The organism is Nostoc sp. FACHB-110, assembly GCF_014697425.1.
Taxonomy (GTDB): domain Bacteria; phylum Cyanobacteriota; class Cyanobacteriia; order Cyanobacteriales; family Nostocaceae; genus Nostoc_B.
On the sequence record NZ_JACJRU010000033.1, the window covers coordinates 31,963 to 54,644 of the forward strand.

19 protein-coding genes and 1 tRNA gene are annotated in these 22,682 nt (G+C 39.5%); 12 read left to right on the forward strand and 8 right to left on the reverse strand.

What is annotated here, in order from left to right; genetic code table 11:
* The first annotated feature begins 287 nt into the window (after positions 1-287).
* From H6G69_RS24285 to H6G69_RS24310, 6 genes are all read left to right on the forward strand, one after another.
* Positions 288-1,592, forward strand: a complete 1,305-nt coding sequence (locus tag H6G69_RS24285; RefSeq protein WP_190691687.1) for a dihydrolipoamide acetyltransferase family protein — start codon at positions 288-290, stop codon at positions 1,590-1,592.
* A 235-nt stretch (positions 1,593-1,827) separates the two neighbouring features.
* Positions 1,828-2,973 (forward strand): patatin-like phospholipase family protein, encoded by a 1,146-nt coding sequence (locus H6G69_RS24290; protein ID WP_242072172.1) that lies wholly within the window; start codon positions 1,828-1,830, stop codon positions 2,971-2,973.
* A 664-nt stretch (positions 2,974-3,637) separates the two neighbouring features.
* Positions 3,638-4,828, forward strand: coding sequence for an MFS transporter (locus H6G69_RS24295; protein ID WP_190691688.1), 1,191 nt, complete (start codon positions 3,638-3,640; stop codon positions 4,826-4,828).
* 192 nt (positions 4,829-5,020) lie between these two features.
* Entirely contained in the window at positions 5,021-6,706 is a 1,686-nt protein-coding gene (locus tag H6G69_RS24300; RefSeq protein WP_190691689.1) for a DUF262 domain-containing protein, read from the forward strand.
* Positions 6,707-6,890: 184 nt separating this feature from the next.
* The gene (locus H6G69_RS24305) at positions 6,891-7,721 is read left to right on the forward strand and encodes a metallophosphoesterase (protein WP_190691690.1); all 831 of its coding nucleotides are present in this window, start codon (positions 6,891-6,893) and stop codon (positions 7,719-7,721) included.
* A gap of 87 nt (positions 7,722-7,808) precedes the next feature.
* Complete coding sequence (locus tag H6G69_RS24310; protein ID WP_190691691.1) at positions 7,809-8,642, forward strand: metallophosphoesterase; 834 nt, start codon at positions 7,809-7,811, stop codon at positions 8,640-8,642.
* 644 nt (positions 8,643-9,286) lie between these two features.
* Here the strand turns inward: H6G69_RS24310 and H6G69_RS24315 are convergent.
* Positions 9,287-9,961: a hypothetical protein gene (locus H6G69_RS24315; RefSeq protein WP_190691692.1), complete on the reverse strand. Its 675-nt coding sequence runs from the start codon at positions 9,959-9,961 to the stop codon at positions 9,287-9,289.
* A 276-nt stretch (positions 9,962-10,237) separates the two neighbouring features.
* Here H6G69_RS24315 and H6G69_RS24320 point away from each other — a divergent pair, with 276 nt between their 5' ends.
* From H6G69_RS24320 to H6G69_RS24340, 5 genes are all read left to right on the forward strand, one after another.
* Positions 10,238-11,323, forward strand: a complete 1,086-nt coding sequence (locus H6G69_RS24320) for a tocopherol cyclase family protein (RefSeq protein ID WP_190691693.1) — start codon at positions 10,238-10,240, stop codon at positions 11,321-11,323.
* Between the two features lie 32 nt (positions 11,324-11,355).
* Positions 11,356-11,429 (forward strand) — tRNA-Arg (locus H6G69_RS24325).
* Positions 11,430-11,599: 170 nt separating this feature from the next.
* Complete coding sequence (locus H6G69_RS24330) at positions 11,600-12,793, forward strand: site-specific integrase (protein ID WP_190691694.1); 1,194 nt, start codon at positions 11,600-11,602, stop codon at positions 12,791-12,793.
* Positions 12,794-12,888: 95 nt separating this feature from the next.
* Positions 12,889-13,185: a hypothetical protein gene (locus tag H6G69_RS24335; protein WP_190691695.1), complete on the forward strand. Its 297-nt coding sequence runs from the start codon at positions 12,889-12,891 to the stop codon at positions 13,183-13,185.
* A gap of 721 nt (positions 13,186-13,906) precedes the next feature.
* Positions 13,907-14,461, forward strand: a complete 555-nt coding sequence (locus H6G69_RS24340; protein WP_190691696.1) for a YdcF family protein — start codon at positions 13,907-13,909, stop codon at positions 14,459-14,461.
* Between the two features lie 56 nt (positions 14,462-14,517).
* On the opposite strand, the gene H6G69_RS24345 is transcribed toward H6G69_RS24340, so the two are convergent.
* The 7 genes from H6G69_RS24345 to H6G69_RS24375 all read right to left on the reverse strand — a co-directional run bounded on the left by H6G69_RS24345 (position 14,518) and on the right by H6G69_RS24375 (position 21,635).
* Entirely contained in the window at positions 14,518-14,811 is a 294-nt protein-coding gene (locus tag H6G69_RS24345) for a DUF2288 domain-containing protein (protein ID WP_190691697.1), read from the reverse strand.
* 86 nt (positions 14,812-14,897) lie between these two features.
* On the reverse strand, positions 14,898-15,935 hold the full coding sequence (locus tag H6G69_RS24350) for an AI-2E family transporter (protein WP_190691698.1): 1,038 nt from the start codon (positions 15,933-15,935) through the stop codon (positions 14,898-14,900).
* Between the two features lie 100 nt (positions 15,936-16,035).
* On the reverse strand, positions 16,036-16,674 hold the full coding sequence (locus H6G69_RS24355; RefSeq protein ID WP_190691699.1) for a 1-acyl-sn-glycerol-3-phosphate acyltransferase: 639 nt from the start codon (positions 16,672-16,674) through the stop codon (positions 16,036-16,038).
* Between the two features lie 88 nt (positions 16,675-16,762).
* Positions 16,763-17,644 (reverse strand): ACP S-malonyltransferase, encoded by an 882-nt coding sequence (fabD, locus tag H6G69_RS24360; protein ID WP_190691700.1) that lies wholly within the window; start codon positions 17,642-17,644, stop codon positions 16,763-16,765.
* Positions 17,645-17,735: 91 nt separating this feature from the next.
* Entirely contained in the window at positions 17,736-18,728 is a 993-nt protein-coding gene (locus H6G69_RS24365) for a beta-ketoacyl-ACP synthase 3 (RefSeq protein ID WP_190691701.1), read from the reverse strand.
* A 92-nt stretch (positions 18,729-18,820) separates the two neighbouring features.
* The gene (plsX, locus tag H6G69_RS24370; RefSeq protein ID WP_190691702.1) at positions 18,821-19,846 is read right to left on the reverse strand and encodes a phosphate acyltransferase PlsX; all 1,026 of its coding nucleotides are present in this window, start codon (positions 19,844-19,846) and stop codon (positions 18,821-18,823) included.
* A gap of 304 nt (positions 19,847-20,150) precedes the next feature.
* Positions 20,151-21,635, reverse strand: a complete 1,485-nt coding sequence (locus H6G69_RS24375; protein ID WP_190691703.1) for a leucyl aminopeptidase — start codon at positions 21,633-21,635, stop codon at positions 20,151-20,153.
* 136 nt (positions 21,636-21,771) lie between these two features.
* On the opposite strand from H6G69_RS24375, the gene H6G69_RS24380 reads away from it, so the two are divergent.
* Positions 21,772-22,497, forward strand: coding sequence for a Uma2 family endonuclease (locus tag H6G69_RS24380; protein ID WP_190691704.1), 726 nt, complete (start codon positions 21,772-21,774; stop codon positions 22,495-22,497).
* Positions 22,498-22,682: the final 185 nt, after the last annotated feature.

A 22,682-nucleotide genomic window follows, 5' to 3' on the forward strand; every position in this document is an offset into this window, starting at 1 on the left:
TAAGAGGAAAAGGGGCAGGGTGTAGGGTGTGGGGGGAATTGAGGAAGCCCCGACTCCCTCATTGGTGCGCGACTTCAGACCATTTGTGCAATCCGGCTCTGTGTCCCAAAGCTCTCCTGTAAGCTGCAACAATAGCCGTTAATTAATAATTTTCAGTGTCAGCCAGATATTGTTTCCTAGCCGTGACATAAAATAGAAAGTCTAAAACTCTCTAGCCAAGATACAATTCGATCTGGCAAAAGCTGTTAAAGTCCATAAATTATTTATCGATTCTGAAACCACCATATATGAGCATTCACGAAATATTCATGCCGGCGCTTAGTTCCACCATGACTGAAGGTAAAATCGTTTCCTGGGTAAAATCGCCAGGAGATAAAGTGGAAAAGGGCGAGACAGTGGTGGTTGTCGAGTCAGATAAGGCAGACATGGATGTAGAAACCTTCTATGAAGGATATCTGGCACACATCATTGTAGAAGCTGGTGGCACTGCGGCGGTAGGCAGTGCGATCGCTTATGTAGCTGAAACTGAAGCAGAAATTGAAGCCGCAAAATCTTTGGCTAACTCTGGTGGGGCGGCGACAACTCCCGCTCCTGCAAAAGTACCAGCCACAGCAGCAGTCGGCGCGCCCACCGCAGCCGCCCAAAACGGTAACGGCTCAAACCACAAAGAAGGTAGACTCGTTGCTTCACCTCGCGCTCGCAAGTTAGCAAAAGAATTAAAAGTTGATTTAACCAGCCTCAAAGGTAGTGGCCCCTACGGTCGCATTGTAGCTGAAGATGTAGAAGCAGTAGTGGGTAAGGCTAAACCAGCTGCAACACCAGTTGCACCAACCCCTGCACCAACTGTTGCACCAGTTCAACCACCTGCACCAGTAGCAGCAGCACCCGCGCCAGTACCCGCCTCTAGTAGCGCAGTTTCCGGCCAAGTAGTACCTTTCACTACTTTGCAAAATGCTGTAGTTAAAGGTATGGTTGCTAGCTTATCTGCGCCTGTGTTCCGTGTTAGCTACACAATTACTACCGATGGCTTAGACAAACTTTACAAACAAATTAAATCTAAAGGCGTGACAATGACGGCTCTGTTAGCGAAAGCTGTAGCCGTAACTTTGCAAAAACACCCATTGCTCAACGCCAGCTATTCAGACCAAGGTATTGTTTATCATTCTGATATTAATATTTCTGTGGCTGTGGCAATGGATGATGGCGGATTAATTACACCTGTATTGCGGAATGCAGATATGGTGGATATTTACTCCCTGTCACGTACGTGGAAATCTTTAGTAGACCGTGCGCGTGCCAAACAGCTACAACCAGACGAATATACCACTGGTACTTTTACTTTGTCTAACCTGGGGATGTTTGGTGTAGATACATTTGATGCAATTTTACCACCTGGACAAGGCTCAATTTTGGCGATCGGTGCGTCGCGTCCACAACTTGTGGCTACACCCGACGGTTTATTTGGAGTGCGTCAACAAATGCAGGTAAATATCACTTGTGACCACCGCATTATTTACGGCGCACACGCAGCAGCTTTCTTGCAAGATTTGGCGAAGTTAATTGAAACTAATGCTCAATCTCTAACGCTCTAAGTTATAGCAGAAAGCAAAGGGCAGCAGGCAAAAGGTAAATTTTTACTGACGTTAACGCTCTGGAATGCCCTAATTTATCAGCTCTTGGCTATAAAACACTGAGATAATAAAAGTCAAATATGAGGCCTGGATAATCAAAATTTCCAGGTCTCTATTTTTATGGAAATACTCAAGTATCAATACTGAAGTTGTCGTATTAAAAGCAACTATATGATTAAAGCTATCTACAGCAAAATTGGCTTGTTTATATCTCAAACAATTACCAGCAAGATTAAAATCAGGAGATTACATGGCTTATCGCTACAAAATATTGTCAATTGACGGCGGCGGTATTCGCGGTATTATCCCAGCAATTATTTTAGACGAAATCGAAAAGCGCACAGGTAAGCCGATTTGTCAGTTATTTAACTTAATTGCTGGAACTTCAACTGGGGGAATTGTGGCTACGGCTTTGACTAAACCCCATCCCAACTATCCAAATCAACCGCATTTTAAAGCAGGGGATTTAATTGACATATACCGCAAACATGGCAAGCGGATTTTTGCAGAGTCACCAGTTAGTAGCTTGTTGAAGTTAGACGATATTGTCAGAGCCAAATATTCTTCTAAAGGTAGAGACGAAGTTTTAACAGAATTTTTGCAAGATACTCACTTGAAAAAGGCATTAACTGATATTTTTATTACTAGCTATGATATCGAGTTACGAATGCCGATTTTCTTTGTTAATAATGTCAAAGACCAAAAATTAGGTGAAAATTTCCGTAAAATTTGTGACGGCTACACAATGAAACAAGCGGGAATGGCTACTTCTGCTGCTCCAACTTATTTTAAGCCTTACAAAATTGATACAGCAGACCCAACAAATAGTGGTTATTATGCCCTAGTCGATGGAGGTGTTTTTGCAAACAATCCTACTTCTTTGGCAATTATGGAAGCATTAATTTCTTCTGCTAGACCTGATCCGCAACAGCCTAATAAACAACCTCTCAATATCAACGATGTTCTTGTAGTTTCATTAGGTACAGGTTCTCTAAATCGTCGATATAATTACGCGCAAGCTGTAGATTGGGGTTTGGTTCAATGGGTGCAGCCATTACTCAATATTACCTTGGATGGTAGTAGTGAATCTGTAGCTTGTCAGCTAGAGCAAATGTTACCTCAGGCTGATGGTTTTCCTAAACAATATTTCCGCTTCCAAAGACAATTAACTAAAGCTAATGACAATATGGATGATGCAAGTCCAGAAAATATCACACGTCTAATCACATTAGCTAAACAGATTATTGAACAAAGAGATTCAGAAATAGATGAGCTTTGTCAACAATTGACTCAAGGTTTAGCGCAACCAGAGCAGCCAGAAGTCGCTCTTGTGAGTATCTGAGTTTTAATAATTTACAACTTAATAATGTGGCGATCGCACACATTCAATTATCTAGAGACATAATTTTTTATGTCTCTATTATTTTATATTTTTTGTCATCAACCAAAAGTAATAAATTGTTAATGAAGGGATATATAATGTGTTTTTTGCTCTATTAACTAGTAAACAACTAAATTTATAATATTCATATTAGAATAACTTATAATTTATAATATACTTAAACTTTAATTAACATTTGAAGACTGTCATATCTCCCTTGATTAAAGCTAGTAACTTAACTGTTAAAGTGATAAATTATATACTTGTTACAAAGAAATATTGATTTGAACTGATGATTCTGTTTGAAAAATCTAAACACTGACAATAATAATGTAAGGTTTAATTAAGCAGGCTTTTAAATCATTTGCGTAGCTGCTCAAGGTAAAATAATCAACCTGATATAAATAAAGTAACGAATATATCTACCTGATTAGGTAATGTCATAATTATTTTTTTAGTAGTAATATCATTCATAAATATAAACATAATTCACGTCAGCATATTTAGAAAAATGTGATTAATTGTACAAAAATTCTATTTGTATATTCCTAAAATATGCAATTTTAAATGCGATTTTGTTCAGAGAACTTGTCTTAAAATCACATCACGGGTATGAGGCAGAACAATGTTTAACTCTTTCAACACCCACCGTGAAATATTGCGTCGGCAAGTTTGGGGATTAGCTGCTTTAGTCGCAGCGATCGCTTTGAGTTGGATGGCATATACTTTTTATCAGCCAAAAATTCTCAAAGAATTGCAATTTGTCGAATTAGCAGGTTGGCTGGGAATATTGCAAGGGTTACTATGTGCCATTATTGAACCCTTGAGTGGCAAAATTTCTGATGGCATTCAGCAGCGATTAGGTAGCCGTTTGCCCATGATTAGCTTTGGGGTAATGTTGGCAGGCTTAATTTTTATTATTGTTTCTTTACTAACTGAGCATAATTTACCCATCGGTAGCCGTTGGATAATTCCCGTATTGATGACAGTTTGGGTAATAGCTACAATTATATTTCGTGGCCCGGCGATCGCACTTTTAACTCAGTTTGCCCCCACAACAGAATTACCGCAAGCCAACGCTATCTTAGTACTTGTTGTGGCTACGGTAGCAGCGATTGAGCCATTATTGAATACCTTACTTTATAGTATGGGTGCTTCGATTGCTTTTATAGTTGGAGCGATCGCTTTAATGTTAGGTGCGTATATTTTACAATCATTCACTCCTAAACATTCCTTTAATCCTGCTATTCGTAATCAAGATTTAGCCTCAGCACCAAGTGTAATATTAATGCTAATTTTTGTGATTGGTTTAGCTATTGGGTTTGAAATTAACTTGCTATTTTCTATTTTTCCCCAAAAATTACAAGCTCAACTACCCGGATTAAATGTAGAATTTATTGCTTCTGAGATACTTTTAGTAGCTGCAATTGCTTCTGTACCTTTGGGTGATTGGATAACAGATTTAGGTGCGAATAAATCTATGTTATTGGGGTTAGGAAGTATTACTGGCTTAATGGGATTAACAGTATTAAATGATAACGATATCTTTGCGATTATACTAATTTTGGCTTTTGGTGTGAGTTTTAGTCTAGTTTTTATCAGTATGATTCCCTTAGTTTTTGCCAAAATACCTGCAAATCAGGCTGGTTTGGGTACTGGTTTATATTTTGGTAGTAGTGCTGGCGGAACTGCAATTGCCTCTCTAGTCATTAAACAAATCGGTTTAACATCAGTCGGTGCATTTTTATTAGCTGAGGTTGCCTTTTTGATAGTGACTATATGTATTTTTCTCAGTAAAAAAATTGCCCTGCGTTAATTTATTATAGTTCTGCTTTTATCCTGAATACGCTCAATTGTTTTGTTAGGCGATCGCCTCTCGATTGATAAAATTTGTAACCACACCTAAAACCACTCAAAAATTATCTCACCACCTCAAATATTGTGCGGATCATTGGGAACACTAACTTTAGTTTGCGTGTATTCTACTACCCTACAAAAGGAGATACCAATGAGTCCAGTCACAATTCAGGCTAATCAACTTTCCATCCATAAAGTGTTTAGTGATGATTTTGTTTTTACCATCCCTTTATTCCAACGTCCTTATGCTTGGGGTAAAGAAGAAGCTGGAGAACTTTTGGATGATTTACTTAACGCCTTGGGAGATAGCGACGAAAGGATTGACGATATTAATCCATATTTTTTAGGCAGTATTGTACTTATTAAAGGAGATAAACCAGATGCACAGATTATTGATGGACAGCAGCGTTTGACAACACTTACTATATTAATAGCAGCATTGAGAACATATCTTTCTAAAGACAAAAAACACATAGCAACTAAGTATTTGTATCAAGAAGACGATTTTGATGCAGAAAATAACATTTATCGTTTAACTGTACGTTCCAGAGATGAACATTTCTTTAAAGAATATATTCAATCAGAACTAGGTATTGAGAAGTTAAAACAATTGAGTAACATTAAACTTTCAGATAGCTGTAAAAATTTTAAAGATAACACATTGTTTTATTTAAATAAACTACAAATTTTTTCTGAAACTCAAATTAGTCGATTTTTGCAATTTCTTACTAAAAGATGTTTTCTAGTAATAGTTTCAACTCCTGATATCGACTCAGCATATCGAATATTTTCTGTATTGAATAATAGAGGTATGGATTTATCCCATGCTGACATTTTTAAGGCTGAAATTATTGGCAAAATCCCAGACAAATACCAAGAGACATATAGCAAAAAATGGGAAGATGCAGAAGAAAAACTAGGACGTGATGTATTTAAGAGCATTTTTTCTCATATTAGAATGATTCATGCTAAGTCAAAACCACGCGAAAGTATACTTAAAGAATTTTATAAAGGAGTTACACCAACACCGACTCAAAAGCCTCAAGAGTTTATTGATGAAACTTTACTTCCATTAACAGAAGCATTTTATGATATTAATAATCAAGTCTATAAATGTGATTTTTGGAAAAGTGAAATTAATAACTTGTTTAAATGGTTGCAATTGATTGATAATTCAGATTGGATACCACCAGCTATTCTTTATTTATCAAAAAATTATTATGCTCCTGATTTGTTATTGAAATTTTTCTCTGATTTAGACAGGCTGGCTTCTGGTTTAATGATTCAGCGTTCTAATATCAACGAACGCATTGAACGTTACAGTAAACTATTACACTCTATTGATAAAGGAGAAGATTTATTTTTGCCAGATTCACCACTACAATTGAGTGTTCAAGAAAAGAATGATATACTTAAAATATTGAACGGCGACATTTATTTAATTAAGAAAATTATACGTTATGTTTTACAGCGTTTAGATACAGCACTATCTGAAGTCAACCCATCGTATGATTTTCCTAATATTACAGTTGAACACGTACTTCCACAAAATCCATCTCCTCAGAGTGAATGGTATAATTGGTTTGCTACCCAGGAAGAACGCGAAAAATACGTTCACCGTTTAGGTAATTTAGTTTTGCTATCTTCTTATAAAAATAGCCAAGCTAACAACTATGATTTTGCAACGAAGAAGCAAAAATATTTTACAACTAAAAATGGTATTTCTAATTTTGCACTGACTACTCAAGTGTTAATAGAAAAAGAATGGACACCAGAAGTTATTGAGAAAAGGCAGAATATTCTCATTAATCAGCTGAAAAAGCTTTGGCGTTTATAGTATTAAATTATATAGTAATACCTGCGTAAAAGATTAGATCCCCGATTTCTAGGATAATTCGGGGATTTGAACTATTGAAAGCCTAAATATATAAACTTTTTACAAAGTGTTTTATTTGCAACGGTTTAGTAAAAAACTATTGGCTAAACTGTAACCTCTATTATTCAATTTTATTCAAACTAGTATGCATTGGTTATTATCCGGGCCGTTGAGTGTAGAAAAATTAACGGTTAAAATTGCTGGTCTGTCTGCAAGTTTACAAGGTAAAAAGCTGGTACAGATGTCAGATTTTCACTATGATGGTTTGCGTTTATCTAATGAGATGTTAGATAAAGCGATCGCACTTAGTAATCAAGTCACCCCAGATTTAGTATTATTAACAGGTGATTATATTACTAGTAGCACCCAACCAATTCATGAATTAGTATTAAAACTCAAGCATTTACAGGCTCAAGCTGGTATCTATGCCATACTAGGTAATCATGATATCTATTACAGACACTCAAAATCAGAAATTACCAACGCCTTAACGCGCATTGGCGTGCAAGTATTATGGAATGAAGTCGCCTATCCTTTTGGTCAAGAATTAGCACTGGTTGGACTAGCTGACCGTTATTCCCGGGAATTTAATCCTCTACCAGTCATGAATCAGTTAGACCCCCATACACCCCGCATTGTCCTATCTCACAACCCAGACACTGCAGAAATCTTGCAAGCATGGCGAGTAGATTTACAATTATCTGGTCATACTCACGGCGGTCAAATAGTTATTCCCGGACTCGGTGCAATTTTAGGTTATCGTCAAAAAATTATCAGATTTATCCCCAAAAAAATCAGACGACGTGTTCCTAGCTTGCGTCGAGATAGTTTTATTATGCAGCATTGGGAATGGGCGCAGGGTTTCCATCGAATAGGTAATAATCAGCTATATGTAAATCGCGGTTTAGGAACTTATCTCCCAGGGAGGTTATTTTGCCCACCAGAAGTAACAGTTATTACTCTCGATAGTGAATAAATTGTCATTAAGTTTTTACATTTTTTTAATATATATTTTGTTATTTGATAAGCTGTAAACGCTAATCAGAGGAGTTGATATCTTACTATGCATTGGTTGTTTACAGGACGTTTAAGTGTAGATAAAATAACGGTTAAGATTGCCGAACTTCCATCATCTTTAGAAGGCATAAAATTAATTCAATTATCAGACTTTCACTATGATGGATTGCGCTTATCTGAAGAATTACTCCAAGAAGCGATCGCAGCTACAAATGAACTAGAACCTGATTTAATTGTTTTAACAGGTGATTATGTGACTGATGATCCTACTCCTATTCATCAGTTAGTGATGCGACTCAAACATTTACAAAGTCGCTACGGCATTTATGCTGTACTCGGTAATCACGATATACACTACAAGCATTCTCAAGCAGAAGTTACAAATGCTTTTTCCAGCATTGGTGTGAATGTTCTGTGGAATGAAATAGCATATCCTTTTGGCAAAGAATTACCAATAGTAGGACTAGCTGATTATTGGTCGCGGGAATTTAACCCTGCACCTGTGATGAATCAAATAGATCCTTTGACACCCCGGATAGTTTTATCTCATAACCCAGATACAGCTAAAATCTTAGAACAGTGGCGAGTAGATTTACAACTATCTGGTCATACTCACGGTGGTCATATTGTTATTCCAGGGTTTGGCCCTCTTGTTTTTTATTATAAAAAATTCCTGAAGAAATTACCGAAAAAACTCCGGCGTTGGGTTCCATTTTTATTTGGAGACTGTTCAAAAGTAGTCCGATATTGGGAATGGTCGCAAGGATGGCATCAAGTATCTAATAATCAGTTATATGTTAATCGTGGCTTGGGTACTTATCGACCAGGAAGATTTTTTTGTCCGCCTGAAGTGACGGTGATTACTTTAGTTAGTCAATAGTCATAAGCTTGAGAAACCACAAAACCTTCTTCCCTAATCAAAGCTATAAACCGCCGAAATTACGACCGATAAATATCAGTAACTTCAGGCGGTTTATTCAATATGCAATAGTTAGAGAAAATTAAAAAAAACAGAGAAAATTACTCAAATAATTTGGACAAATTCTGCAATCGTTTTGCTCAGACCTGAACATCCTTGATTCTAATAGGCAGGCATTTCTGGCTGTACGTTCAAAACCTCCATAAAAATCAACAGATACAAGGTGAAAACACTTAACATGAGGATGTTACAGTTGAGTGGCGATCGCAACGATCTTAGAGCAGGAGGTACAGGCTCTAATTTCAAGTTTCTTACTTCACTTAAACTTAACCTTTCTGTACCTTGTTCTTAATGTACCACCCTCTAATTTGAAGTGGGATTTATTTTACTAAAGTTGAGTAGCATTAATGTCTCGCAACATTAGTAAAAATTTTCTTAAGAGAGATTCAACTTTTTGGTCACTTTTATATTGAGTTTTGTAACATGACTGACGCAAAATCAATGTCTCAGTCCACTTCAACTACTGCTATAAAAGAAAAACCCGCCTCTGCGGGTGATAAAAATTGGTTTTATGACAGAAAAAATTCTCTTCTACGCTGACATTTTTATCGAGGGCTACCCTTATCTGTGGTAGAAGAATCAGTATCTGAAGTACTGTTAGGCTGATCCGAAGTTTGAGGTATGGCAGTTTCCGAACTGTTAGTTTTACTCTTAGTAGCGGGAGTATCTGTAGAACTATTACTGGGAGAAGTTGTCTGTGTTCCAGAAGTTGCAGGTTGTTGAGGCGGAACTGTAACGTTAATCTGTGGTGAAGACGGAGGTACAGTTACAGATGGGGCTGACTGTTGCGGAACTACCACAGGTACTTCTCTAGTTCTTTCAATAATTGTGGTTTGTTGTGGTTGGGGAGTAAATGTAGGCGTTGACAAGTCACTACTAGGTGAAGGAGTGAATGTTGGTTGAGTCTGTTCAATTACAGTTTCTCTGGGTTGATTAAAGTACCAAAATGCACCCACAATTAAGCCAGCTAAAGCAGTGAGCAAAATTCCTAACAGTAAACCACGAGATGCATTTTCATTATCACGGGCGGCTAAATTAGCTTGTTGGTAATTACGCTCAATTTCTCGACCATTGGCGTAACCATTTCTGTAAGAACTGACATTGTTATTCACACTTTCACTGGTGCGGGTGACGTTGGTGTGAGTGTTACCGTAATTATCGGTATAAGATTGTTGTCTAGTTTCGCTGTTATAAGTTTCCCGATCGCCTGAATTTGTCATACTATTAATCACACTCCTAAACTATGTATTGTTTAAGCTAAAACCTTATTACACAGGAAATTGCAATATTTATCCCCAAAGAACTCAATAAATTTAAGTTCTTTTTTTTACTTAGCTTTTAATGATATTCAGCATACAATTTGTAATTGCATCGATGGTTCTATCTAGAGTCGGGAGTTTATCATCTGCCAAAAGAATTAGTATGGGGTAGATATATGCAGTTATTAGCTGTTGTATCAAAATGGTCAACTTCCCACGAGAGAGAGGGAGCAATTGATGTTTTCCTGGCCTAAAAAATCTCAGACACCCCATAGCGGTTATCATTGGGATGGCAGCGATCGCCGTTTTTTTGAAGGCTGGTATTATCGCGTAACCTTGCCAGACTGCGGCCAAACCTTTGCCTTCATGTACTCTATTGAAGATCCCATTGGTGGTAAACCCTACAGTGGTGGTGCAGCCCAAATCCTCGGCCCCAACGATGAATATTTATGCCGAACTTTTCCAGATGTAGATAAATTTTGGGCTAGTCGAGATGTCTTAGCTTTAGGACATTGGGGTAAAACCAATCTCAACACTCAACCCCTATACCTCTTAAGCGCAGAATTTGAACAACATATTCAAGAAGGTTATCAAGCTACAGCTAATATCAATCAAGGAATTATCCGCGATCCTGCAACAGGTTTTTATTGTCGTTGGTTATATGAAATTCAGCCCGTATATGGATGGGGAAATCAAGATAGCCTTCAGCAATCAACTGCTGGCTGGATGTCATTTTTACAGATTTTTGAGCCTGGCTGGCAAATTTTAATGGCGCATGGTTTAGCTAGCGGTTGGATAGACTGGAACGGCAAAATTTATGAATTTACCCACGCGCCAGCCTACGGCGAAAAAAATTGGGGTGGGGCTTTTCCGCAAAAATGGTTTTGGCTAAACTGTAATTGCTTTGACGGTGAACCCGACTTAGCATTAACCGCAGGCGGTGGTAGACGCGGTGTGTTGTGGTGGATGGAATCTGTCGCCATGATAGGAGTGCATTATCAAGGTAAATTTTATGAATTTGTCCCTTGGAACTCCCAAGTGCAATGGCAGATTCAACCTTGGGGTAGATGGCAAATGCAAGCTAGAAATTTAAACTACGAGATTGAGTTGACAGGAACCACGCATCTACCAGGTACACCCCTACGCGCACCGACAACCAATGGTTTAATTTACTGTTGTCGAGATACCATGCAAGGAAATCTAAATTTGGAGTTGCGAAAAATAAGTGACAAACAATCTACAAATATCCTAAAATCACAGAGTTCTTTGTGTGGTTTAGAAATAGGCGGCGGTTCTTGGGACAATTCGTGGCACTCTAGCTAAAACTACTGCTATTATATTTATGCTTCGTAGTTGGGGCTGTAGCTCAGTTGGATAGAGCGAGCGCCTCCTAAGCGCTAGGCCGTGCGTTCGAGACGCACCAGTCCCGTCTGCCAAATAATCCCCGAAGTCCATGAAATACAAGGGTTTCGGGGATTATTTATTTTGTCCAAATGGCTGAAATCAGGTATCCACAAGGCATTAAAGATTAGTTGGATAACCTTAAATGAATATGGAATGAATATGGTAGGTTAGACCCAGAGTTATTTCATATTCACCATGCAATCAGGAAAATACAATACCAAAGGTTCAGTCACAGTCCAGAGTTTCCAAGGTCGCTTGCGATTACGCTTACCTAGGCAGTTATTTGACGGAAAGCAGAAATTTCTAACACTAGGATTAGACGATACACCTGGAAATCGTCAAATAGCTGAGGCTAAAGCTAAAGAGATAGAAAAAGATATTCAAGTTAATGTCCTTGTACCAGGAACTTTTGACTATACATTAAACAAATATCGTCCTGAATATTTTCGATTAGTAGAAGCAAAATGCTCAGAGTATTCTGTTAACCTTCAAGAAATTTGGAAAAAATTTATAGACTACAAAAAGAATATTTCATCACCTAGTACAATGAGATTTCAGTACAAGGTTTTTAGCAATTATGTATTGAAATTACCCACTCAGGATTTAGATAAAGCAATTGAAATTAGGGATTGGGTTATCAATAACATTCCTCCAGAATCATCTAAAAGATTTATTGTTCGTCTAAACGCTTGCTGCAATTGGGCAGTCGATTCAAAAATTATCAATACTAATCCTTTCCTAGGAATGTCCAGTAAAATTACAATTCCAAAAGCGCAAAAAAATGATGAAGATGATATAAATCCATTTACTGTAGAAGAAAGAAACTTAATACTTAAGGCATTACGAGAAAACGAATTTTGTTCTAAATATTCTAGAGTAAAACATTCTTATTATGCTGACTATGTAGAATTTCTTTTTTTAACAGGTTGCCGTCCATCTGAAGCTATAGCGCTGGAAAGAAATCATGTAACTAGTGACTTTAGATATATAAATTTTGATTGTGCTGTTGTTTTAACTGATAAAGGGTTAGCAAAAAAAGCAGGTTTAAAAACTCAAGAAAAAAGAAGATTTCCGGTTAATCAAAAATTAAAACATATTCTTGAAAGGATATGTAAGGGAAAATTTAATAATGATATTTTGTTTCCTAGCCCTCAAGACAGAACTTATATCGACACTGACAACTTTAGAAAACGAGTTTGGAAGGTAGTATTAGATGGGTTGGAAATTGAATATCGGAAGCCCTATAATACCAGACACACTTTTATTACTTTAGCTTTGGAAAGTGGATTAGATGCTAAAGATGTTGCTAGATTAGTTGGTAATTCACCAGAGATAATATATAAGCACTATGCTGGCAATAAAAGAGATTTATTTGTACCTGAGTTTTAAGTGTACTTCGATTTAGGATTTTAAATCGGTGATGCTAACAAGCTGGAAACTGGTACATCACCGATACCACTTTTGTAAATGGCAATATCTATTCTATGTTTACGCGCACAGAATTGGAACTTCAGACAGTTCCACAATTAAAAACATTGTGTCTACGCTACGGGTTAAGACCAACAGGGAATCCTGGTTACAAAGATAGCTACATCGTCACCTTGATGGCATTTCCTTTATTAGCTATCAACCAGATGGAAGAAAATAGAGGACTGAGAAGACCGTCATTTGGTAGCTACCAGAATTTAGGGCAAGCACTGGATGAGATGAATGAACCAACGCCAGAGCAAGCAGCCTTGATTAGAATCTCATTTGAGGGTAGGAGGATAGAATACCCTTGAATAAGTCTTCCAATAACTACAGACTAGAGAGGTGAACTTGTACCCTTAACTTCCGCTTGTCTTCCCTGAGCACCCTCCAAGTTAGTTCACTTAGAGAAATTTCTTTCCCTGCCGCTACCAATTTTTGAAGGTTAAGGGTACAATTCCTCCGGTAGAGAACAAGAGAAGATGATTAAGGGTATAAACAAATGGTTGTCAATGACAAGAATATGGAATGAATATGAACAGTTATTGGAGTAAGTGGTTAATTGGAATTATTTAATACCAGTAAATCAATAAACTTAATAGAGCCAATATGAGAAATATTGATGTTTTTAGGCTGAATGAATATGAGATGAATATTGCTAGTAATTATTTAATCCTGAAGCGCTTGAATTATAAGCATTCTTGATAAAATGTCTTGCACTTCCTACGCGCTAGGCCGTGCGTTCGAGACGCACCAGTCCCGTCGTTACAAAAAATTAACCAAAAATTTAATTGGCAGTTTTTACGGAATCTTCTGAATTTGTGCTGAAGTTATCTATAAAGACTAGTCAATAGTGTTTATGCTTAATTTCGCTTGCATAAACAGAAAATTTTTAGCCGAACTAGTGTGGTTTCGACAAAAATCTGCTACCCTAACATATATTTTTAACTGCTTCAGAGAATATTACGTCTTAGTACACGAAATCATAGAGCCTTGAAGAACAATTTTTTGTTTACGGGTAAATCTTTTCGGTTTATGGTTCTTGCCTTACCCCTATTAATGTGGTTTGGTTACAAAGAAGTCCAAAAAGAAGATGCAAAACCTCAAGCCGTGTTAGTTTTGGGCGGTTCAACCAAAAAACTAGAGAGAGAAAAGTTTACAGCCGAGTTTGTACGTAGGCATCCAAATTTACCAATTTGGATTACGGGTGGGAGTCCACCTAGCTTTACCCGCAGAGTGTTTGCCAAAGCTGGAGTTGATCCCAAGCGGTTACACTTGGATTATGAAGCGGTAGATACAGTTACTAATTTTACCAGCTTAGTAGATGATTTGAAAGCCCACGGTATAAAAAGAGTTTATTTAATTACATCCGATTTCCATATGCGGCGTGCTTCGGTCATCGGCGAAATTGTCTTAGGTAGCCGAGGTATCGACTTTCAGCCTATATCTGTTCCTTCAAAATCACCACCAGAGCCATTAGAAAAATCTATCCGTGATGGTGCTAGAGCTTTGGTATGGGTAGCAACTGGTTATACAGGTGCAAATGACCCGAATAAAGGGGGAAAACCCAGAATTGAAAGCAGAAGATAAAAAGTAAAAGAGCAAAAATAAATTTTTTACTTTTTACTTTTTACTTTTTTATTTGTTTAGGCAGCCATTTCTTGTACTAAAACAAAGGGCTGTACAATTAGAGTGTTGAAGCGTTTTTGCCGATCGCAGTTCCATTGTCCTACTTGTTCTAAAGAAGGTTTGGTAATTAATTGCTCATCAATCCACTGCTGTACGGATTGAGTGTTATCATTAGCGATCGCTTCCCCTACATCTAATAAGTTTAATCCTGGATCTACCAAAATCACTGCATCACGCTGTGCATGGGGAATCAACCAGTCCCATTCCGCTTCATCTAAACCTTCTGTTAACTCTGCTCGTAAATCTGACATAATTGCACGTTTTTCTTGGTATATATTCGATTTTACATGAGAGCTTAGAGGCTAGGAAATAAATACAAATAACCAATAGCTACTGACTAAACCTCAGCTTTCATCTCATCAATTTCAAATAAAGATACTATTACTCCGGTAATCGGAATAGAAATAAAAACCCCTAATAATCCTGCTACTCTCGCACCTACTAATAAGGCAAAAAATACCACAACCGGATTAAGATTTAGCGCACCTTGCATAATTCTAGGTGCAATGAGATTGTCTTGAATTTGCTGAAGGATAATACAAGCAATTAATACTTTTAATGCTAGCCAAACGTTTTGAGATAAAACAATTAAAGTAATTGTGCTAACCCCTAAAGTTGCTCCTATACCGGGAATAATATCTAAAAAGCCGACAATTACAGATAATAATAAAGCAAAAGGCACTTGCAATATTACAAAGACAATAAAAGTAGTTATTGTTAAAAACAAACTCAATAATAATTGACCACGAAAGAAACCTAAAAAGCTGCGTCTGATGATATTTGTAAATTTGATGCGGCGTTGTTTAGGTACTATTTTTAAAATAAAATTCCACAGCTTGTCCCCATCTAGCAGCATGAAAAATGCTACAACAGCAATCAAAATAAAAGTAACAAAATTAGTCAACAACTGTTGTAAAAAAGTTAAGCTTGTGACTAAACCTGATATAGCCTGATTCCGCAATTGTTCTTCAATTACACTTAAATCTATTTGCAGATTACGGTTGCGGAGAAATTCTTCGACTCTTTCTAAAAAAGGTGCAAGGGAACTTAAAAATCCGGAAATACTATCGATTAATTGCTGTCCTTGGGATAAAACCGCTATCCCCACTGTGATTAATAATCCGCCTAAAATCACAATGCTGAGTAAGAAAACAACAATGACAGCTACCCCATGAGGTAAAAATCGCCGTAACCAATTTACCGGGTAGCTGAGTAAAAAAGCTAAAATTGCCGCAAATGTAAAAATCACAATTACGGCTTCAAAGTATGCTAAAAGTTGTACAAAAGCCCAGCCTGCGGCCACTAACAACAAAAAGCGGACTAACGCTGAATTATTCAAGCGATTCCAAAAATTCTTGGCATCCAAGCCGGTCATATAATATTTAAAAAATAAGTTAGTTTAGCGATCGCTAGTAGATATTAGCAACATATAAAAATACAGTGGCGATCGCTACTACCGAAAAGCATATTTCTCATTAACGTCCTAAATCGTGCATTTCGTTGATTACCTGTGTACACTTTTGGGTTACAGCTTCTAATTCATCTTTATTAGTAGAACTAGGTGCTGCAATTACCTGACCAATTCTAATTGTTAGAGGAACCGCACGGGGTATGGATGAGCCTTTTTCTAAAATTCTTTCACTACCCCATAAACTCACAGGTAAAATCGGTGCTTGCGCCTTTGCGGCCAAGAGTGCTGCACCTTTTTTTGGGTCAGTAATTCTGCCATCAGGTGTGCGAGTCCCTTGTAAAAACACTCCCACAGCCCAACCATTTTCTAAACATTCTAAAGCTGCTCGAATGGCATTGCGATCGGCACTACCGCGACTCACAGGGTAAGCACCATATAGTTTAATAGCTTGGGCCAAAACCGGAATTTCAAATAACTCTTGTTTAGCCATATACGCTACCGGACGGCGCACGCAATTAGAAACTATCGGCGGGTCAAAATAGCTTGCATGATTACTCACAACTACCAAAGGATCTGATTGCGGTACATTCTCAACCCCATAAATCTTCCCGCGAAAGTAAGCATGAAGCATGGGGCTGACAATCGACCATTTGAAAGCGTGGTAAAGCGCCAGACTAATTAACGGTTCACGACTGCGAGACATAAGAAGTATGAAGTATGAAGTGTGAAGTGTGAAGTGTGAAGTGTGAAGTCAAGTATTTCATACTTCATACTTCACACTTTCCAATTTCTTAGTCCAGTAATTCAGCAGCCTTACGGATGTTCTTTAAGATTAAATCCGTAACGGTGCGTTTAATTAACCCAGTTAAAACATTGCCAGGGCCAATTTCTATGACTTGTTCAATGTTGTTAGCAGGTAATTGCAGCGAAATTTCTCGCCAACGTACTGAACCTGTCATTTGCTGCGTGAGACGCTGTTTTAAAACTTCTGCGTCAGTTGCGGGTGTAGGTTCGACATTCGACATTACAGGTACAGTTGCAGGCTGAAATTCTACTGTCTCCAGAATTTCTTGGAACTCATTAGCCGCAGCCGACATTAAATGTGAGTGAAACGCCCCAGAAACTTTTAATGGGGTAGCACGTTTAGCTTTAACTTGTGACATCACCGCTTGTACTGCGTCAGGAGTGCCAGAGATGACCACTTGTCCTGGACTGTTATCATTTGCCAAAACTACATCTGGCGTTTCGGCTATCACTTTATCTAATTGTTCGCGGTCAAAGTTCATCAAAGCTGCCATCATTCCACCAGCCGCACTATCCATCAGTTCAGCACGGCGTTTGACTAAACGTAAACCCGCTGACCATTCAAAAACTCCAGCGACGTAAAGGGCAATGTACTCACCTAAACTATGGCCAGCCACTAAATCTGGTTGATGTCCGCGTTCCTGCAACAAGTCAGCAAGAATACTTTCTACTACATAAAGACAGGGCTGAGTGTAAAGTGTCTGTCCTAGCATTTCTTCTTGGTTTTGGCAGATGTCGCTAACAGACCAGCCTAAAATTTCTTCAGCTTGAGTAAATTTTGCTTTAGCACCTGGTATATCTAATAAGTCTGTTCCCATTCCCAGTGCTTGGGAACCTTGTCCGGGAAACACCCATACGGTTTTAGTCATTGGTCAACGGAAGTATGAAGTCTGAAGTCTGAAAGTAAATGAGTATTAATCATTAGTCATTTACAAAGGACAAATGACTAATGACAAAATATTATTTTCCCCATTGGAAGATGGCTGCACCCCAGGTTAAACCTGCGCCAAAGCCGGATGCAGCAATAATGTCATTGGGTTTAATTTTGCCTTGTTGCACTGCTTCATCTAAGGCCAGAGGGATAGAAGCAGCAGAGGTATTGCCGTAATTGGCAAGGTTACTAATAACTTTCTGTTCGGGAATTGCTAGACGTTGGGCAACAGCATCTAATATGCGTTGATTAGCTTGATGCAGTACTAGCCAATCTATTTGTTCAACAGTCAAATTAGCTTCAAATAAAGCTTTATCAATAATTTCTGGCACTTTTTGGACAGCAAAGCGGTATACTTCTTTGCCGTTCATTGTGATGGGTTGGTAAGTGCCTTGAGAAATGTTGATGCCTGGGAGTAATTCTTGAGCAGAAGCGGCATAGCCAAGGTTTAGCTGATGATTTAGATTACCATCACTTTTAAGGGCAAAGCCCAACAAGCGATCGCTCTCGGCAGATTGGAGAACGACAGCACCCGCCCCATCGCCAAATAACACGCAAGTTTTCCGGTCTTGCCAATCTACCCAACGAGAGAGGATGTCTGCCCCAATCAACAGTACATTCTGATATACCCCTGTTCTGATGTATTGAGCAGCCGTTACTAGCCCAAATACAAAGCCAGAACAAGCGGCGGTTAAATCAAATGCTACTGCTTTTGTTGCGCCTAACTTGGCTTGGACTTGACAAGCCGTACCAAACAAATCATCTGGGGTCGATGTTGCCAGCAAAATCAGATCCAATTCAGTGGCTTGAATTCCGGCAGATGCGATCGCTTTTTCCCCTGCTGCCGCTGCCAAGTCACTCAAAGAACCCGGAGGTTGTGACACTCGTCGTTGACGAATTCCCGTTCTTGTGGTAATCCATTCATCTGATGTTTCAACCAGTGCTGTTAGTGCCTGGTTGTCGAGGGAAGTTTCGGGAACTGCCGAGCCACTTCCTGTAAATGCTATGCCTAACTTTTGCACTCCTGCTCTCCCAAGCTCTCAGCGTTTTGATCGTTTGTCCTTATGCCTTTCAACCAATCAAGGACAAATAACGCATGACAAATAACCCATTACTAACCACTATCACGCTGTAGGATTTCGTATTGGGATCGAAGTCTTTGCAGCACTTGATTATCCACTGCTTCTTTTGCCATACGTATTGCACTAAAAATTGAAGGTGCTTGCGAACTGCCGTGGCCGATAAAACAAACTCCAGCCACACCTAACAGTAAAGCACCTCCATGCTCCGCATGATCCATGCGCTGCTTAATTCGCTTGAGATTTGGTTTTAAAAGAGCAGTTCCAATTTGGCCGTGCAAGCCTTGGGGCAGTTCTTCACGTAAAATTTGCAGAATTACTCCTCCCAGAGATTCGGCAAATTTTAATAACACATTGCCAACAAAGCCATCACACACAATCACATCAAATTGCCCGGAAAGCACATCACGCCCTTCAGCATTACCGACAAAATTGATATTCGAGTTTTCTCGCAGTAGTTGATGAGCGCGGAGTGCTTGCTCATTGCCCTTGGTATCTTCTTCGCCAATATTGAGTAAACCTACTTTGGGTGCATCCATTCCCAAAACATATTGGCTGTAAATCGAACCCATCACCGCAAACTGCTCTAAAAATTTAGGGCGGCAGTCTACATTTGCACCCACATCCAGTATTAGTACTGGCTTACCAGCCATAATTGTGGGGAAAACTGTACCAATTGCTGGGCGATCAATTCCTGGCAATCTTCCTAAACGCAGCAATGCTGATGCCATAGCTGCCCCAGAGTGTCCAGCAGAAAATACAGCATCTGCCTGCTGATTTTTTACTAAATCCATTGCCACATTAATCGAAGCCTTGCGTTTGCGTCTAACCGCATTTAAAGGCTCCTCGTCCATAGCCACAGCTTCTTCAGCAGGAACTATCTCCACCCGCTCCAAAGTAGTTTTTGGCGGCATGACAGCTTTAATTTGTTGGGGATCACCAACTAGCAAGACTTTCACACCCAATTCTTCACTGGCGCGTAATGCACCAGCAACGATTTCACCGGGTGCGTGATCCCCCCCCATTGCGTCAATTGCTATCCGTGCGCAAGTCGATCCCATTGCTCAGAGCTTCTAGAAACCTTACAAATTTTACCAGATGGCTTTGTTAAAAAACCGTAACTTTTTCACTGCCAAATTACCATACTCAGTAATGAGTGTTGAGTCACCGAAGTTTGCTCAACGGGGGAACCCCCACACGCAACTTCTCGCTGAGTGCTGAGTCAAGTAAAAAATATTCAGTACTCCGCATCATTAGTCATTATTGCAACTTGTTTTGGCGGCAAGCCCAAGATAACACGAATAAAGTATGAATTATGAAGTATGAAGTCTAAAAACTCATATTTCAGACTTCATACTTCAGACTTCACACTTCAGTTCCTAGTACCCAGTTAACTAACATGCGCACACCGTAGCCAGTTGCGCCGGGGCCGTTGTAACCGTTTTCTTTGTCTGCCCAGACTGGCCCTGCAATGTCTAAGTGCGCCCAAGGGGTATCTTTGACGAATTGCTTGAGGAATAGGGCTGCGGTAATTGAACCACCAGGACGCGGCCCGGTGTTTTTCATATCGGCAATCCCCGATTTCAAGCCTTCAAAATATTTTTCTTCCATTGGCATCCGCCAAATTTTTTCACCGGATGTGCCAGCAGCTGTTTCTAACTGGGAAGCCAAGGCATCATGGGGGGTGTATAATCCAGCGATATCTTCACCCAAAGCAATTACGTTTGCACCTGTGAGGGTGGCTAAATCCACGATCGCATCTAAGCCTAATTTATCTGTATATACCAAAGCATCAGCCAAGGTTAAACGCCCTTCAGCATCGGTGTTATTCACTTCGATTGTTTTGCCATTAGAAGCTTTGAGGATGTCGCCTGGGTGCATAGCGCGCCCGCTAATCATGTTTTCAGTGACGGCAGAGATAAAGTGAACTTCGGCATCTGGCTTGAGTTGGGCAATTGCTTTGGCTGCACCCAAGGTAGCAGCTGCACCTCCCATGTCAATTTTCATGGTTTCAATTCCGCTACCTGCACCTTTAATATTCAATCCCCCAGAATCAAAGGTTAAACCTTTACCGATAATCGCTAGTTTCTTGGTGGGTGTACCTTCTGGTTTGTAGGTGAGGTGAATGAATTTGGGTGGTAAGTCAGAGGCTTGGGCAACGCCTAAAAAAGCACCCATACCCAGTTTTTCACAATCTTCTTTTTCCAGGATTTGTAATTGCAAGCCGTAGTCTTTGGCAATTTCTTGGGCAGTTTCGGCCATTGTAATGGGTGTAACTGTGTTGGCTGGGGCGGCTACCAACTCCCTGGCTAAAATTACCCCAGATACAATTTGATTGGCACGCTTGAGCGCATCCTCTTGACCTTCAAAGCCCAGTAACTCGACAGTTTCAACTTTTGCGCCTTTATCATCTGGTTCTGATTTAAAGCGCACATCTTGATATAAAGCTAACTCTACACCTTCTGCGATCGCTTGGGCTGTGGCTGCTGGATCGTTATTCCACAAGGGAAAGCTAAATCCGAGCGTTTTGCTTTTTTGCTTTTTGGCTACCTTCGCCGCTGCCGCCGCCGCCCGCCGCAGACTATCTATTTTGAGTGCGTCTGGTTTTCCTAAACCAACTAAAATTACTTTTTTAACTGAACCACCGCCACCGACTCGAGTAAAGACCGTGCTGTTGGTTTTGGCGGTAAATTCTTCTTCGGCAATGACTTCTTTTAAGATGCCAGCGAACTTTTCATTCAAAGTCGCCAGTTCACCTGTTAACTCTACCGCATCTTCAAATAATCCAATTGCCAAACTATCGCCTGCCCACTCCAACAGAGGCTGATTACTAAGTTTAATTGTTGCCATTTTGGGATTTTGTTTAAAGATTCCTTCTTGTACCAGTATTGCTCAAAATTCTGAAGTCAGAAGTATGAAGTATGAAAGGGCAAATCGCCAGTGACTTTTATAATTGAAACATCTCAACCTTCTGTATGGCATGACTATGACCTCAGCCTTGACTCCAAATCAACGCTCAGAAGTGTTCTATCCTAGTTCCGATGGTGAACCAGTGGCAGAAAGCTATGCTCATTTATGTGTATTACTGGCGACACTAGAAATTCTGCGTCAGTATTTAGTAGGACAACAAGCAACAGTCCTTGCCAACCAATTTCTCTACTACGCTCAAGGGTTTCCTAAGTTGCGTGTTGCTCCTGATGTGATGGTGATTTTTAATGTCACGCCTGGTGGTCGAGATAACTATAAAGTGTGGGAAGAAGGGGAAGTTCCATCGGTGATTTTTGAGATGACTTCGGCGGGGACGAAAAATCACGATCAGGAATTTAAGAAGACTTTGTACGAGCAACTTGGTGTAAAAGAATACTGGCTATTTGACCCCAGAGGCGAATGGGTACAAGGACAGTTGCGGGGTTATCGGTTGCGGCAAGATTCTTATGAGTTGATTATGGACAATCGCAGTGAACCATTAGGTTTGCGGTTGCAGGTAGAAGGAGAACTGATTGCTTTTTACCGAGAAGATACAGGAGAGAAATTACTGAACCCCACAGAACAGGCACAAGCACTACGCGAGGCACAACAAAGAATAGATGCAGAAGCTTTAGCTCGACAGCAAGCTGAACAAGCTCGACAGCAAGCCGAACAGCAAGTAGAGCAATTAAAGCAACGTCTCCGAGAACTGGGTATTGATCCTGAGCAATTTGAGCAGGAGTAGAGGCTGGGGACTGGAGGCTAGAGGCTAATCTTGGACAGGACTTACGCACCAAAATTGTCTATGATGACCAAGGTTGGGACGGTCTACTACTTCTCTTAAGATACAAGGTTGGGTGGAGCGATAGCGTAACCCAACAAAGTATGCGTGAATGTTGGGTTCCGTTCCTCCACCCAACCTACACCAGT